At 56.0% G+C, this 14,761-nt stretch carries 17 protein-coding genes; 8 read left to right on the top strand and 9 right to left on the bottom strand.

Features of this window, described 5'->3' with window-relative positions; all coding sequences use genetic code 11:
- The first annotated feature begins 58 nt into the window (after positions 1 to 58).
- The 3 genes from yrbN to mtr all read left to right on the top strand — a co-directional run bounded on the left by yrbN (position 59) and on the right by mtr (position 3,490).
- Positions 59 to 136, top strand: a complete 78-nt coding sequence (gene yrbN / locus MUU46_RS07170) for a protein YrbN (protein WP_110510645.1) — start codon at positions 59 to 61, stop codon at positions 134 to 136.
- Entirely contained in the window at positions 129 to 2,090 is a 1,962-nt protein-coding gene (locus tag MUU46_RS07165; RefSeq protein ID WP_159760198.1) for a DEAD/DEAH family ATP-dependent RNA helicase, read from the top strand. The genes yrbN and MUU46_RS07165 overlap by 8 nt, the downstream gene beginning before the upstream one ends.
- A 155-nt stretch (positions 2,091 to 2,245) precedes the next feature.
- Entirely contained in the window at positions 2,246 to 3,490 is a 1,245-nt protein-coding gene (gene mtr, locus MUU46_RS07160) for a tryptophan permease (RefSeq protein WP_159760196.1), read from the top strand.
- Between the two features lie 95 nt (positions 3,491 to 3,585).
- Here mtr and MUU46_RS07155 read toward each other — a convergent pair whose 3' ends face one another.
- From MUU46_RS07155 to ubiU, 3 genes are all read right to left on the bottom strand, one after another.
- The gene (locus tag MUU46_RS07155) at positions 3,586 to 4,593 is read right to left on the bottom strand and encodes a luciferase-like monooxygenase (protein ID WP_258965201.1); all 1,008 of its coding nucleotides are present in this window, start codon (positions 4,591 to 4,593) and stop codon (positions 3,586 to 3,588) included.
- 141 nt (positions 4,594 to 4,734) lie between these two features.
- Complete coding sequence (locus MUU46_RS07150) at positions 4,735 to 5,613, bottom strand: U32 family peptidase (protein ID WP_445326598.1); 879 nt, start codon at positions 5,611 to 5,613, stop codon at positions 4,735 to 4,737.
- A gap of 8 nt (positions 5,614 to 5,621) precedes the next feature.
- Positions 5,622 to 6,617 (bottom strand): ubiquinone anaerobic biosynthesis protein UbiU, encoded by a 996-nt coding sequence (gene ubiU, locus MUU46_RS07145; RefSeq protein WP_159760190.1) that lies wholly within the window; start codon positions 6,615 to 6,617, stop codon positions 5,622 to 5,624.
- Positions 6,618 to 6,835: 218 nt separating this feature from the next.
- Here ubiU and ubiT point away from each other — a divergent pair, with 218 nt between their 5' ends.
- Together ubiT and MUU46_RS07135 are read left to right on the top strand one after the other, a co-directional pair.
- Complete coding sequence (gene ubiT, locus MUU46_RS07140) at positions 6,836 to 7,360, top strand: ubiquinone anaerobic biosynthesis accessory factor UbiT (protein WP_159760188.1); 525 nt, start codon at positions 6,836 to 6,838, stop codon at positions 7,358 to 7,360.
- The gene (locus tag MUU46_RS07135) at positions 7,354 to 7,857 is read left to right on the top strand and encodes a GNAT family N-acetyltransferase (protein ID WP_258965199.1); all 504 of its coding nucleotides are present in this window, start codon (positions 7,354 to 7,356) and stop codon (positions 7,855 to 7,857) included. The genes ubiT and MUU46_RS07135 overlap by 7 nt, the downstream gene beginning before the upstream one ends.
- Here MUU46_RS07135 and MUU46_RS07130 read toward each other — a convergent pair.
- Positions 7,844 to 8,128, bottom strand: coding sequence for a GIY-YIG nuclease family protein (locus MUU46_RS07130; protein ID WP_258965198.1), 285 nt, complete (start codon positions 8,126 to 8,128; stop codon positions 7,844 to 7,846). The genes MUU46_RS07135 and MUU46_RS07130 overlap by 14 nt on opposite strands.
- A gap of 52 nt (positions 8,129 to 8,180) precedes the next feature.
- Here MUU46_RS07130 and MUU46_RS07125 point away from each other — a divergent pair, with 52 nt between their 5' ends.
- The gene (locus MUU46_RS07125; RefSeq protein WP_258965197.1) at positions 8,181 to 8,624 is read left to right on the top strand and encodes a YhbP family protein; all 444 of its coding nucleotides are present in this window, start codon (positions 8,181 to 8,183) and stop codon (positions 8,622 to 8,624) included.
- Here the strand turns inward: MUU46_RS07125 and MUU46_RS07120 are convergent.
- On the bottom strand, positions 8,604 to 9,122 hold the full coding sequence (locus MUU46_RS07120; protein ID WP_258965196.1) for a type 1 glutamine amidotransferase domain-containing protein: 519 nt from the start codon (positions 9,120 to 9,122) through the stop codon (positions 8,604 to 8,606). The genes MUU46_RS07125 and MUU46_RS07120 overlap by 21 nt on opposite strands.
- 125 nt (positions 9,123 to 9,247) lie before the next feature.
- Between MUU46_RS07120 and MUU46_RS07115 the strand changes: the two genes are divergently transcribed.
- Complete coding sequence (locus MUU46_RS07115) at positions 9,248 to 9,895, top strand: NAD(P)H-binding protein (RefSeq protein WP_258965195.1); 648 nt, start codon at positions 9,248 to 9,250, stop codon at positions 9,893 to 9,895.
- 39 nt (positions 9,896 to 9,934) lie between these two features.
- Positions 9,935 to 10,975: a permease gene (locus tag MUU46_RS07110; RefSeq protein WP_258965194.1), complete on the top strand. Its 1,041-nt coding sequence runs from the start codon at positions 9,935 to 9,937 to the stop codon at positions 10,973 to 10,975.
- A 29-nt stretch (positions 10,976 to 11,004) separates the two neighbouring features.
- On the opposite strand, the gene dolP is transcribed toward MUU46_RS07110, so the two are convergent.
- The 4 genes from dolP to MUU46_RS07090 are packed head-to-tail and all read right to left on the bottom strand — an operon-like array spanning position 11,005 to position 14,761.
- Positions 11,005 to 11,580, bottom strand: a complete 576-nt coding sequence (gene dolP, locus MUU46_RS07105) for a division/outer membrane stress-associated lipid-binding lipoprotein (RefSeq protein WP_159760174.1) — start codon at positions 11,578 to 11,580, stop codon at positions 11,005 to 11,007.
- Positions 11,581 to 11,589: 9 nt separating this feature from the next.
- Positions 11,590 to 12,234, bottom strand: coding sequence for a DnaA initiator-associating protein DiaA (gene diaA, locus MUU46_RS07100; protein ID WP_374684993.1), 645 nt, complete (start codon positions 12,232 to 12,234; stop codon positions 11,590 to 11,592).
- Positions 12,207 to 12,596 carry a YraN family protein gene (locus MUU46_RS07095; protein ID WP_159465019.1) on the bottom strand — a complete coding sequence of 130 codons (390 nt, stop codon included), beginning with the start codon at positions 12,594 to 12,596 and terminating at the stop codon, positions 12,207 to 12,209. The genes diaA and MUU46_RS07095 overlap by 28 nt, the downstream gene beginning before the upstream one ends.
- Entirely contained in the window at positions 12,554 to 14,761 is a 2,208-nt protein-coding gene (locus MUU46_RS07090; protein WP_258965193.1) for a penicillin-binding protein activator, read from the bottom strand. Before MUU46_RS07090 ends, MUU46_RS07095 begins: the two co-directional genes overlap by 43 nt.

The raw sequence follows: 14,761 nt of genomic DNA, 5'->3' as shown, positions 1-14,761 counted from the left end.
CGGGTGAGGGCTTTATTGTTCGTTAATTACCCAAATTTGAGCCGGTTCACACTTTTCAATGAAAATTGCAGGTCAATTTCACGATGAGTTATGTAGACTGGCCGCCATCTACGAGGCACGTGTACTACATGACTGATATCATCGAGACTACTACTATCGAAACTACTTTTACCGACCTGGGTCTTAACGACTCCATCCTCAAAGCCCTGAACGATCTGGGTTACGAAAAACCATCTCCAATCCAGGCAGAGTGTATTCCACAACTGCTGGCTGGTCGTGATGTACTGGGTATGGCCCAGACAGGTAGCGGCAAAACTGCAGCGTTCTCTTTACCGCTGCTGCACAACCTTGATCCAGAGCTGAAAGCACCACAAATTCTGGTGCTGGCACCGACCCGCGAACTGGCGGTTCAGGTTGCTGAAGCCATGACGGATTTCTCTAAACATATGCACGGCGTAAACGTTGTGGCCCTTTACGGTGGCCAGCGTTATGACGTACAGCTGCGCGCCCTGCGTCAGGGACCACAAATTGTTGTCGGTACCCCGGGCCGCCTGCTCGATCACTTAAAACGTGGCACGCTGAACCTGTCCAGCCTGAAAGGTCTGGTCCTGGATGAAGCTGATGAAATGCTGCGTATGGGCTTCATCGAAGACGTTGAAACCATTATGGCTCAGATCCCAGAAGGTCATCAGACCGCTCTGTTCTCTGCAACCATGCCAGAAGCGATTCGTCGTATTACCCGTCGCTTCATGAAAGAACCGCAGGAAGTCCGCATTCAGTCTAGCGTGACTACCCGTCCTGACATCAGCCAGAGCTACTGGACTGTATGGGGCATGCGTAAAAACGAAGCGCTGGTGCGTTTCCTGGAAGCAGAAGATTTTGATGCGGCGATTATCTTCGTACGTACCAAAAATGCGACCCTGGAAGTGGCTGAAGCGCTGGAACAGAGTGGCTATAACAGCGCCGCGCTGAACGGTGATATGAACCAGTCCCTGCGTGAGCAGACTCTGGATCGTCTGAAAGATGGTCGTCTGGACATCCTGATTGCGACCGACGTTGCGGCCCGTGGCCTGGACGTTGAGCGTATCAGCCTGGTTGTTAACTACGACATCCCAATGGACTCCGAGTCTTACGTTCACCGTATCGGCCGTACCGGTCGTGCAGGTCGTGCTGGCCGTGCGCTGCTGTTCGTTGAGAACCGCGAGCGTCGTCTGCTGCGTAACATCGAACGCACCATGAAGCTGACTATTCCAGAAGTTGAACTGCCGACCCGTGAACTACTGAGCGAGCGTCGTCTGGCTAAGTTCTCCGCTAAAATTCAGCAGCAGCTGGAAAGCAGCGATCTGGATGTTTACCGCGGTCTGCTGGCAAAAATTAAGCCTTCTGCTGAAGAAGAGTTGGATATGGAAACTCTGGCCGCAGCACTGCTGAAAATGGCTCAGGGCGAACGTCCTCTGATCCTGCCACCAGATGCACCGATGCGTCCTAAGCGTGAGTTCCGCGATCGTGACGAGCGTTTCGACCGTAATGACCGTGCTCCGCGCGGTGATCGTAACGACCGTGGCCCACGTGGCGACCGTCCAGAACGTAGCGGTGAAGACCGTCCACGTCGCGAACGTCGTGACGTTGGTGATATGCAGCTGTACCGCATTGAAGTGGGTCGCGATGATGGCGTTGAAGTTCGTCACATTGTTGGCGCTATCGCTAACGAAGGTGATATCAGCAGCCGTTACATCGGTAACATCAAGCTGTTCGGTACCCACTCGACTATCGAGCTGCCGAAAGGTATGCCGGGCGAAGTACTGCAGCACTTTACTCGCACCCGCATCCTGAACAAACCGATGAACATGCAGCTGGTCGGTGATGCCGTGCCGCACACCGGTGGCGGTGAGCGTCGTGGTGGTCCTGCTGGTGGTCGTGGCGGTTTCGGCGAGCGTCGTGAAGGCGGTCGTGGTGGTGAAGGTCGTCGCTTCAGCGGTGAACGTCGTGAAGGTGGTGGTGCAGGCCGCTTCAGCGGTGAGCGTCGCGAAGGTGGCCGTGCGCCACGTCGTGATGATGCGCCAGTGCGTCGTCGTCCTACCGAAGCGTAATTGCCAGATAAAAAACTGCGTTTACTGACGTAAAGTAAACGATACAGCCCCGGTATTTATTATCGGGGCTTTTTTTATTTCAATCGTACTCGTGTACTGGTACAGTGCTGCGCATAAAACCTATTTAGATTACTTTTTTCTGGAGAGCAGGCGCTATGGCGACATTGACCACCACAGCAACCCGGCCGTCATTGATTGGCGGGGTGGTGATTATCGGCGGAACGATTATTGGCGCAGGGATGTTCTCGCTACCGGTGGTCATGTCCGGAGCGTGGTTCTTCTGGTCACTGGCGGCATTGGTGTTCACCTGGTTCTGCATGCTGCATTCCGGGCTGATGATCCTTGAGGCAAACCTCAACTATCGAATTGGCTCGAGCTTTGACACCATCACCAAAGACTTGCTTGGCAAGCGCTGGAACATCATCAACGGGCTGTCGATCGCCTTCGTGCTCTACATTCTGACCTATGCCTACATCTCGGCGAGCGGCTCGATTCTGCACCACACGTTTAGTGAAATGTCGTTGAATGTACCGCCGCGCCTGGCCGGATTGGGCTTCGCGCTTCTGGTGGCGTTTGTGGTGTGGCTCAGTACCAAAGCGGTCAGCCGAATGACGGCGATTGTCCTCGGCGCGAAAGTGATCACCTTCTTCCTGACCTTCGGCAGTCTGCTAGGACACGTAGAAGCCCCAACGCTGTTTAACGTGGCGGAACAACACGCGACCTATCTGCCGTATCTGTTGATGACGTTACCGTTCTGTCTGGCGTCGTTTGGCTATCACGGCAATGTGCCAAGCCTGATGAAGTATTACGGCAAAGATCCTAAGACCATCGTGAAGTGTCTGGTTTACGGTACGCTGCTGGCACTGGGCCTGTATGTGGTGTGGCTGCTGGGGACGATGGGGAATATCCCGCGTCCGGAATTTATCGGCATTGCGCAGAAGGGCGGTAACATTGATGTGCTGGTGCAGGCGCTGAGCGGCGTGCTGAACAGCCGAAGTCTGGATCTGCTGCTGGTCGTGTTCTCTAACTTCGCTGTGGCGAGTTCTTTCCTCGGCGTCACGCTCGGTCTGTTCGATTATCTGGCGGATTTGTTCAAGTTTGACGATGCGCCACTCGGGCGTTTCAAAACCGCGCTGCTGACCTTCGTTCCACCGGTAATTGGTGGCCTGCTGTGGCCGAACGGTTTCCTGTATGCGATTGGATATGCCGGTCTGGCGGCGACCATCTGGGCGGCGATTGTGCCCGCGCTGCTGGCGCGTAAATCCCGTAAGCGCTTTGGTAGTCCGCAGTTCCGCGTATGGGGTGGTAAGCCGATGATTGCGCTGATCTTGCTGTTCGGGGTCGGGAATGTAGTGGTACATTTCCTGTCGAGCTTCAATGTGTTGCCGGTGTATCAGTAATCGTTAGTGCCCGGCGGCGTAATTGCTTGCCGGGCCTACGTGGAAATAAACCTGTAGGCCTGGCAAACGAAGTGCCGCCGGGCAACAAACAAAAATTATCCCAACAACGCCTCTTTCACCTGCATCGCCAAATCGAACGAATGCAAACGCGCCTGGTGATCGAAAATTTGTCCGTTAACCATGATTTCGTCGGCCTGCGTTTCACGCAACACCGATTCCAGCCCATGACGCACTTTCGTTTTATCCCCCACCAAAGACATGCCAAGCGCCTGATCGACGCCGTACTTCTCGCCCGGGGTCCAGACGTTATCCATGTTCTGAATCGGCGGCGGCAGTTGCCCTGTTTCGCCCCTACGCAGTTTCACAAACGCCTGCTGCATGGTCGTGAACAGGAATTCCGCATCCCGGTTGCTGTCGGCCGCAATGATATTGATGCAGACCATCGCGTACGGTTTTTCCAGGCGCGCAGACGGTTTGAACTGTGTGCGGTAGAGCTGCAATGCCTGGAACAGCATATCGGGCGCGAAGTGCGAGGCGAAGGCGAACGGCAGCCCCAGCTGAGCGGCAAGCTGTGCGCTGTACAGGCTTGAGCCCAGCAGCCACACCGGAATTTTTTCACCGTAGCCCGGGACCGGACGCACCTGCGGATGGGGGTCACGCGCGTCAAACCAGTCAACCAGTTCGGCAACATCGCGCGGGAAGTTATCAATATCACCGCCCATATGACGGCGCAGGGCGCGCATCGTCGGCTGATCGCTACCGGGCGCACGCCCCAACCCCAAATCGATACGGCCGGGATAGAGCGTGTTAAGGGTGCCGAACTGCTCGGCAATGACTAATGGAGAGTGGTTGGGCAACATAACCCCGCCAGACCCGAGATGAAGCGTCGAGGTGTTAGCGGCCAGATAGCCAATCAGCACCGAGGTCGCGGCGCTGGCGATCCCACTCATGTTGTGGTGTTCTGCCAGCCAGTAACGGTGATAACCGCGCTTTTCCGCGAGGCGGGCGAGGTCGAGCGAATGGGAAAAGGCGTCTTTCGCAGAAGATCCCTGAGGGATCGGTGCCAGATCCAGCACCGAGAATGCACAATTTTTGTCAGTCATAACGGCTCACTTTGCTACAGCATTGTCATCAGATTGAAGGTCTTCTTCCAGCCTGGCGCAGGAAAACCGCGCCGGCCAGAAAAGCTGCATCTTTAATACTGCATTACAAACCGATAACCGTCGTTAACAAAGTGAGCTTTTTTATGCCTGCAGTTCGAGTCCAGCCAGACGTTTCCAGTAACCGTTACAGTCGCTGTGCGCTTCGAGCGCGAGCGGAGCGGCACCGTTTTCATTGGCGCGGAAGGCATCAATCATGGCGAGGGTATCGGTGTCCATCGGCGACAAGCGAACCATATCCACCAGGCCGTCCATTGATTTCAGTTCATTACCGAGGTTGTAAACATAGCCGCTCATGGTCTGAATGCCGTTCAGTACAAATACCTGCTGGTTTTCCTGTGACAGCATATCGCGCCCGTTAGGGTATTTGATGCAGCAGGTTTCGCACTCGTCCTTCGGCTTGTCTTCCGAGCGGGCGGTAAAGCAGCGGGCGGAATACGCCAGCGGAAGGTGGCCGTAGCTCAGAACTTCCACTTCAAACTTATCGCGAATGCCCAGTTCTTCACACTGTTTGAGCATGTTAACCAGCCAGTCACGGGAAAGCTCGACTGGCATACACCAGCGCATCATCCCCTGTTTTTGCAACAGGCGCAGGGTCACGGCGTTATAGCAGTTCAGGGCGTGCCCAGCGACGAACGGCAGATTACGATCGGCGCACAGGTTCACCACGCCAAGGTCGCTGGCCTCAATCAGGAAATCCCCGTTATCAACATAGCGTTTCAGCTCATTGAGTTCGGAAGAGGCCTGAACCAGTGCCAGCGTCGACAGTACGACCTGTTTGCCGCTGCCCGCCAGACTTTTCGCCATATCCAGCCAGTCACCCACTTTGGTGGCGCGACGTTTGCTGCACACTGCTTCTCCGAGATAAATGGTATCGGCACTGCTGTGGGCCGCCTGCTGGTAAAAGCCTTCCAGCGTCTCTTTTGACCAGTAATAGAGCACTGGCCCTAATGAATATTTCATCACGTTCCTTACTGCCATTTACGGTGATACGCACCAAGCGTGGTCTGGGTGCCTTCGGACATCGCACCGAGCGTTTCCATCCAGGCGGATTGCGGTACAAAGTTTTGCGGGTCGGCCATGCAGCGGTCGATGGCCTGACGCCATACTTTCGCCACCTGGCTGACATACGCCGGGCTGCGCTGGCGGCCTTCGATTTTCACCGATGCAATGTTTGCCGCGAGCAGTTCCGGCAGTAATTCAAGCGTATTGAGGCTGGTCGGTTCTTCGAGCACGTGAAAACGCTGTCCGTCGACCATGTAACGACCTTTGCACAGCGTCGGATAACCGGCATTTTCACCATCCTGATAACGGTCAATCAGCACGTCGTTGAGTCGAGACTCCAGCCCCTGCGGCGTTTGCTGCCAGCGCACGTACTTCGCCGGAGAACACGCGCCCACCGTATTCGGTGACTCCCCCGTTAACCAGGAGGAGAGAAAACAACGGCCTTCAGCCATAATACACAGGCTGCCAAAGGCAAAAACTTCCAGCGGAACTGGCGTGGTGCGCGCCAGTTGCTTAACCTGATGAATAGAAAGTACGCGTGGGAGCACTACTCGGGCGACGTCAAAGTTACGATGATAGAAGCGGATAGCCTCTTCATTGGTCGCAGAAGCCTGCACGGAAACGTGGCGCTCAATGTGTGGATAGCGCTCAGCGGCGTACTCCAGCATTGCGATATCCGCGAGGATCAGTGCATCGGCACCGAGCTGAGCGGCCATATCCACCGCGCGCTGCCAGCGAACATAACCGTCTGGATGCGCAAAAGTATTGATGGCGATATGTAGCTTCCGGCGGTGCTGATGTACAAAGCTGACCGCTTCCTGCAGTTTTTTTTCGGTGAAGTTAAGGCCGGCAAAATGACGGGCGTTGGTGTCATCTTTCAGTCCGATGTATACCGCGTCGGCACCGTTTTCGATGGCCGCCTTAAGCGCCGGGAGGTTTCCGGCAGGGCAGAGCAGCTCCATAATATTTCCTGAGGCAGCGACCCGCAGGGCCGCGATTGTTAACGAACTGGGATTTTAGTTAACCCATCGTCGACTATTTTTGATTTGAGGCAGTTAAAAGCGGATTGATGGTGCCAATAATGCGGCATAGCCTCTTACAGAATTGTTGATTTACGCCGCTATGTTGTTTCGCGGTTGTGGCAGAATAACCGGACTATTGCATTGAGGGAGTAAAGCTCGTGTTGGATAAACTGCGTTCACGCCTGGTACAGATGGGTCCGACTCTGATGAGCGTCCCGGTGAAAGTCACCCCGTTCGCCTTAAAACGTCAGGTTCTGCAACAGGTGCTAAGCTGGCAGTTCCGCCAGGCGTTAGCGGAAGGCGAACTGGAATTTCTGGAAGGCCGTTGGTTAAGCATTGATGTGCGCGACATTGGCCTGCGCTGGTTCACCTCCGTAGAAAATGACCGCCTGATTGTCAGCGATTCCGCAGATGCCGATGTGAGCTTCAGCGCAGACGCCAGCGATTTGCTGATGATTGCGGCACGCAAGCAGGATCCGGATACGCTCTTTTTCCAGCGCCGCTTAGTGATTGAGGGTGACACGGAATTAGGGCTGTACGTCAAAAACCTGATGGACGCCATTGAGCTTGAGCAGATGCCAAAGGCGCTGCGTATCATGCTGCAGCAACTGGCGGACTTTGTTGAGGCGGGGCAGCAGAACCCGCCACAAACCAGACATACATCGGTAGGTGAGCCATGCTGATTCGAGTGGAAATTGGGATAGACGCACCGGGCATTGATGCCCTGCTGCGCCGTTCGTTTGAGCGCGACGGTGAAGCTGAATTGGTGCAATCCCTGCGGGAAGATGGCCTGATTACATTGGGTCTGGTCGCCACGGATGACGAAGGACAGGTCGTCGGCTACGTTGCCTTCAGTCCGGTAAGCATCGAAGGCGAAGAGTTGCAGTGGGTCGGACTGGCGCCGCTGGCCGTTGATAAAGCGTATCAAGGGCAGGGGATTGGCCGCCAGTTGGTCTACGAAGGGCTCGATTCACTGAACGAGTTCGGCTATGCCGCCGTTGTCACGCTTGGTGACCCTGCGCTGTACGGTAAACTGGGCTTTGAACCGGCGGCCCGCTATGACTTGCGCTGCCGTTGGCCGGGCACTGAAGCTGCATTCCAGCTGCGCCCACTGGCGGATGACGCGCTGAATGGCGTGCACGGCCAGGTAGAATACTGCGACCACTTTAATCGTCTCTGAGACGCTCTAGCAACGCTTCAAACGAGGCATTTCCGGCGACGAGGCGCTCTTTGTGGCGCTTCGTCAGCTGTTTAATTTGATATTCCACGCGCAAGGCAAGTGAGTGGTCACCAACGTCTCTGGAGAAGGCCAGCGCCAGTTCTCCCTTTCCCCGTAATGCTTTCGCACCCTTACCGCTCTGATGCTGCGCCAGACGGCGTTCAACGTCGGTTGTAATGCCCGTATAGAGACGGTTATCAGGGCTTCGAATCAAATAGACAAACCAGCACACGTTCCGGCTCCTGTGTTAAGGTGAGCGCACCATAGCACGCGGGAGAGCAAAAATGGAGTCACTGGCCGCTATCAGTCGATGGCTGGAAAAACAGCATGTTGTCAGCTGGAGCGTAGCGAAGGACGGCGAGTTGTGGGCTGCTTGTGCATTTTATCTCTACGACCGTGAAAAGGTCGCGTTTTACCTTCTCAGCGAAGAAACGACCCGACATGCCCAAATGAGCGGCCATTGCGCACCCGTCGCAGGTACCGTCAATGGCCAACCGAAAACGGTAGCGTTAATTCGTGGCGTGCAGTTTCGGGGTGAGATCCGACTGCTTTCCGGAGAGGAAAGCGTAAATGCCCGTCAGCGCTACAACCGCCGTTTTCCCGTCGCCAAGATGATGCCCGCCCCGGTATGGGAAATTCGTCTTGATGAACTGAAATTCACGGACAACACCCTGGGATTTGGTAAGAAACTGAACTGGTTACGCGGTTCAGACGCCGAGCAGGCGTAACGCTTCGCGGTTAAACGCCGGAAGGTCATCCGGTGTCCGACTGGTCACCAGCTGGTCTTTATCCACAACCACTTCCTGATCGTAAAAATCACCGCCCGCGTTTTTAACGTCCACCACAATCGGTTTCACGGCGGTCAACTTGCGTCCACGAATGACATCCGCGCTGATTAAAAGCTGTGGGCCATGGCAGATGGCAAAGACCGGCTTTCCGCTATTAATAAAGTCACGGGTGAAGGTGACAAAACGCTCGTCACCGCGCAGTTGGTCAGGCGAGTAGCCGCCGGGAAGCAGCAGGGCATCGAAGTCAGCGGGACGCGCCTCATCAATGGATTTATCAATCGTGACGCTGGTTTCGCCTTTCTTACCTTTGACCGTTTTACCGGCCTGTTTTTCGATGGTGATAATCTGATGGCCCGCTTTTTTGAACTCTGCGGCAGGCGAGGCAAACTCTGAATCTTCAAACTCGTCGGTAATCAGGACTGCAATTTTCTTGCTCATGTTTCCTCCGTTGTTCTGGTTTCAGAGACGTAAATTCTCCAGTAATGGTCGATAATGACTGAGAATATTAAGTCTGGTTCATACACCGACATTCACCATACGGATAAATCTGCAAAGGAGATCCTATGAGTCACGTATTGATTACGGGGGCGACCGGTTTGGTTGGTGGGCACTTACTGCGGATGATGACGCTGGAGCCGCGCATCACACAAATTACCGCCGCCACCCGACGCCCGTTGCAACAGGTGCCCGACGGCGTGATTAACCCTCACGATCCGCAACTCACAGATGCGCTGGCAACGGTCACTTCTCCGGTAGATATTGTGTTTTGCTGCCTTGGTACCACCAGGCGTGAAGCTGGCAGCAAAGAGGCCTTTGTGCACGCTGATTATACGCTGGTGGTGGATACCGCACTCACCGGCCAGCGGCTTGGTGCGCGCCACATGCTGGTGGTCAGCGCAATCGGCGCTAACGGCCGGTCGCCGTTTTTCTACAATCGCGTGAAGGGCGAAATGGAAGAGGCGTTGATTGCGCAGAACTGGCCGCATCTCACCATTGCACGTCCATCGATGCTGCTGGGTGACAGGGAAAATCGGCGTCTGAACGAATCGCTGATGGCGCCGCTGTTTGCATTTCTGCCCGGAAACTGGAAATCCATCGACGCACGCGACGTCGCAAAGGCCATGCTGATAGATGCGCTTTCTCCCGCAAAACAGGGTGTGAATATCATCACCTCAGCAAAATTACGTGAAATGGCGGCGGGCCAGGCGTAACATCCTGCGTCACATCGTTTTTCGTTCCTGGAGCATGGTATGGCTGGTCAGTCTTCCTCACAGGCATCTTCCCCACTGGCGTGGTGGAAACCTGCACTCTTTTTCCTCGTCGTTTTCGTCGGTCTCTGGTACGTGAAATGGCAGCCGTATTACGGCAAAGCGTTCACCGCCGCGGAGACGCACAACATCGGTAAATCGATTCTGGCGCAGGCAGCGGATAGCCCGTGGCAGGCCGCGCTGGATTACGCGATGGTTTATTTTCTGGCAGTCTGGAAAGCCGCGGTGCTGGGCGTATTGCTCGGCTCGCTGATTCAGGTGCTGATCCCGCGCGACTGGCTGTTGCGTACCCTCGGACAACCGCGTTTTCGCGGTACGCTGCTCGGCACGCTCTTTTCTCTGCCCGGCATGATGTGTACGTGTTGCGCCGCACCGGTGGCGGCGGGAATGCGCCGTCAGCAGGTATCGATGGGCGGTGCGCTGGCTTTCTGGCTAGGAAACCCATTGCTGAACCCGGCGACGCTGGTATTCATGGGCTTTGTGCTCGGCTGGCAGTTCACGCTGATTCGGCTGGTGGCCGGTTTCACGACGGTGCTGGTGGTCGCAACGCTGGTGCAAAAATGGGTGAAAGAGCCGGCCAGCGCCGAGCCTGTTGCGGTTGATATGCCGACGGAGGCCGACTCCGCACCGTTCTTATCTCGCTGGGTAAAAGCGCTGTGGACGCTGTTCTGGAACACCATCCCGGTGTACATCATTGCGGTGCTTATTCTCGGTGCGGCCCGGGTCTGGCTGTTCCCTCATGCGGATGGCATCGTCGGCAACACGCTGTTTTGGGTGATTGCGATGGCGGTGGCCGGCTGTTTGTTTGTCATTCCGACGGCGGCGGAAATCCCGATTGTTCAGACCATGATGCTCGCCGGAATGGGCATAGCTCCAGGGCTGGCGTTGCTGATTACGCTGCCTGCACTCAGTCTTCCGTCACTGGTCATGCTGCGCAAAGCGTTCCCGGCGAAAGCCTTGTGGCTGTCGGGTGGGCTGGTAGTGCTGAGTGGGGTGATAACCGGCGGGATAGCGTTGATATAAAAAAACCCGGCAGGTGCCGGGCTTCGTCTTTACTGGATGAAGGTAAAGGCGGTAGTGACGTGTTTCACCCCGCTGACGCGGCTGGCGATATCCGCCGCGGCTTTGCCTTCACGGTCGGTCAATGTCCCCATCAGAAACACTTCACCGTTTTCGGTTGTGACTTTCACGGCAGAGGATTTCACCTGGTCGCTGCCCAACATCTGTGAACGGACTTTGGTGGTAATCCAGGTATCTGAAGACGCGGTGCCCAGCCCAATCGGCTGGCCCTGACGGATTTCGTTAAACACTTCCGTCGTGCCGTCAACACCCATTGCTATCTGCTTGGCCTGCGATGCCAAATCAGTAGACGGTGCCTGGCCGGTCAGCAGGACTTTACCTTGCCAGGCCATGACGTTCACACGCGCTTCTTTCTTCAGTTGTTCATCTTTGTTCAGGGCGCTATTAACGCGCAATTCCAGCGTGCTGTCATCGACCTGCGTGCCCACTGTGCGTGGATCCGTGGCGGCCTTAGTGCCGACCGCAGCCGTACCGACCACTGCCGCAGCAACACATCCCTGAAGCAGCAGTGCGGAAATAAGGACCGCGAGGGGCGAAAATGCCTTCATGAGTACTCCTTAAACGTCCTGGTGTGGGAAAAGGGTGTTATCAATCAGATCGCATAAACAGTTAACCGTCAGCATGTGCATCTCTTGAATGCGCGCGCCTCGGTGCGAGGGGATGCGGATTTCCACATCCTGCGGGCCCAGCAGGCCAGCCAGCTCTCCCCCGTCATAGCCCGTCAATGCCACGATAGTCATATCGCGTGTCACGGCGGCTTCTACCGCTTTCACGATATCGCGGCTGTTTCCCCGCGTGGATATCGCCAGCAGCACATCACCCGCATGACCCAGCGCACGTACCTGTTTTGCATACACTTCATCGTGAAGACGATCGTTTGCAATCGCCGTTAAGACCACATTATCGGTATTAAGTGCAATGGCAGGTAAACCAGGGCGTTCTGTTTCAAAACGGTTAATCATGCAGGCAGCAAAATGCTGTGCGTTGGCGGCTGATGTGCCGTTGCCACAACAGAGGATTTTGTTGCCATTAAGTAAGGACTGCACCAGCGTCATGGCGGCCCGGGAAATAGCGTCCGGAAGCGCTTCTGCTGCTGCAATTTGGGTCTGAATGCTTTCCGTAAAGCAGGCTTTAATTCTGTCGAGCACGATGTCCCTTAAATTCTTGAGTGACGCTATTCGCCAAAGGCGTTTGTTAACCATTCGATCTGACTACCGGTGAAGGCTATCACATCGAACCGACAATCCGTAGTCTCAAAACTCCCGTTGTGGCGGGCAAGCCACAAGCGCGCCGTCTGTAATAATTTTGTTTGTTTGCTGCGTGTCACACTGGCGGTTGCGCCGCCATACTGCGCGCTGCTGCGATAACGAACTTCAACAAACACCGTTACCGCACCATCTTTCATTATCAGGTCGATTTCGCCGCCGCGCGAGCGCACATTGGCGGCGATAAAGCGCAGTCCTTTGCGTTCCAGCCAGCGACGCGCTTCCTGTTCCCACGCGTCACCGGTCTGCTTCCGACTTAGTTTGCCGGCACCATCTGTCCCTGCTGGTATTTGAGCCATGACAACTTCCTGTTGATCACACAATCCTGAGTGGCGGTCAGATCGCCCGTGTTACCGTTCAGCTCGAAGCCTGGCACCTGACGCATCTGTGAGAAGTGATTCGCCAGCGTCCAGGCATCAGCGCCCATTGCGTACAGGCGAGCCAGTGAGTAATCGTTACGTACTGCGCCAAGCGCCTGCTGCATCAACGCCGGGTTGCTGCCCGCCAGCATTGGGATTTCGCTGAACTGTAAGCCATCCATTTCCAGACGGAAGTCCGGACCTGCGGTACCCTGCGCGCTGCGCGAGCTGGCGTATAATGTGGCGCCGTTCTGGCTGCCGTTACGCATGGCGATCATCGGCTTGATGTAGGCGATTTCGTCCGGCGTGGCGACAATATACGCCGCATCCACTTTACCGCCGCTGGAGATCTGCGCGTCGCTCGGTGGCGCCGGAATCGTCAGGCCGCCGATAGTCACCGCTTGCTGCTGCGGTAGGCTGGCATTGATTGGACTACCGGTCAGGGCGATACCACCGCCGCCGTTCACATTGCCGCGCAGTTCATTCACCGAACCAAATTTCTGCTCCAGCACCACACCACCGCCGATCTTTTGCCATTCCTGCGCAAAGGCGTTAGCCACGCGATCGCCGAAGGCGCTGCGTGGGATCAACACCAGCGGAGCCTGTTTACCCTGATCGTGAATATGATGCGCCGCATCACGCGCTTCATCTTCCGGGGAGAGGGCGAAGTAGCAAATGTTCGCGCGATTCTGCACGCTTTCAGGTTCATTGAGCGCCAGCACGTTCAGGCTGGTGTTGCTCTTGGTCAGCGACTCCACTTCATTTTTCAGCAGCGGGCCGACAACCAGCGTTGCGCCATCCTGCTGAGCCTGATTAAGCAGCTGATCCAGTGGAGCGGTGGTGGTGTCGTAAACCTTAATGTTCGCTGACGGATTCGCCGGAACAGAGGCAACAGCAGGTTGTGCAGTTGGCTGAGGAGCCGTTGGCTCATCTGGGCTGACAGGTGCCGTTTCTGCTGGCGCTGGAGCTGGCGTGCTGACAGGCTGCTGAGTGGCAGGAGCCTGGACGTCAGGTTGAGCCGGAGCCGCGGCAGGTGCTGCGTCCTGTCCGGTGCCTGGCGCCTGCACCGGTCTTGCCTGCGAGCCGATTGTTGGCTGAGTCTGCACGTCCGCCGTCGGTTGGCTGGCGGTTAAATCACTCACTTCCGCCTGGGAAGGGCTCACCACGGCGTTATTATCCTGAACGGATGCCGCCTGCGCCGTTTGTTCCGGCACTGCACTGCCGCTGATTGCACCAGCGCTGCCATTTTTAGCGGCTTCAAAGCCCTGCTGAATAGTACGACCATACACCGCCGCCTGACCGTTTAACGGTAAAAACAGGGCGATTTTCGCGGTAGACGCGGGTTTAAAGTTCTGCACGTTGACCAGTTGAGTCGGCAGCATTTTCGCGCCTGGGTTTTGCGGGTAACGGGTTTTCCAGTCCTGGATCCCGGCCTTCATCATGTCCGGATCGTTACGATTATCAAACCACACGCGCTGGAGATCCAGCCAACCCTGCAACACGTTTTCGTCAGCGTTAATCACCAGCGCTGCGGCCTGCTCTTTGGTCATGGACGAGAGCGCTTGCCAGGTGGCATCAATATTTTTCTGCTTATCCTGCGCTGAAGTTAGCAGCGGCTCCTGTGCAATCAGGGCTCGTAGCAGCGTCAGCGATGGCTGGCCCTGCTGGGCGACAATCACATCCTGCCAGTAACGGGCCTGCTGATTATTCTCGAGGCTGGTGGCGTCAATCTTGGCGAGCAGCGCCTGCGCACCGGCAAAATCTTTCTGCGAGAGCTTGATTTCAGGTGCCAGCAGCGACTGTTCCTGACGTTGAGAGGCGTTCAGGTCCTGCGGCAGCTGACCATACAGTTCCAGCGCCTGCTGGTTCTTGCCTTCTTTCAGCAGTGCACGAATGGCGAGTAATTGCCAGGTGGTCTTGCTATCATCTGAACTTTGCTGCATCTGCTGCAGGTAGTAACCGGAATCGGCCTGCGCGCTCCCTTCGAGGTGAGCGGTGCTCTGATCGGCGCTATGCTGGGTGCCACAGCCGGCGAAAAGTAACGCTGCCAGCACAACAGGCAGACAGCGCGCGGCTTTAGAACGAAGAAATGTTGACGGTACCAT

Origin of the sequence: Scandinavium tedordense, from assembly GCF_024764965.1 — a bacterium.
GTDB classification, from domain to species: Bacteria; Pseudomonadota; Gammaproteobacteria; order Enterobacterales; family Enterobacteriaceae; genus Scandinavium; species Scandinavium tedordense.
Note: the sequence above shows the minus strand (reverse complement) of the source record. Positions and strands in the feature narration are given on the sequence as shown.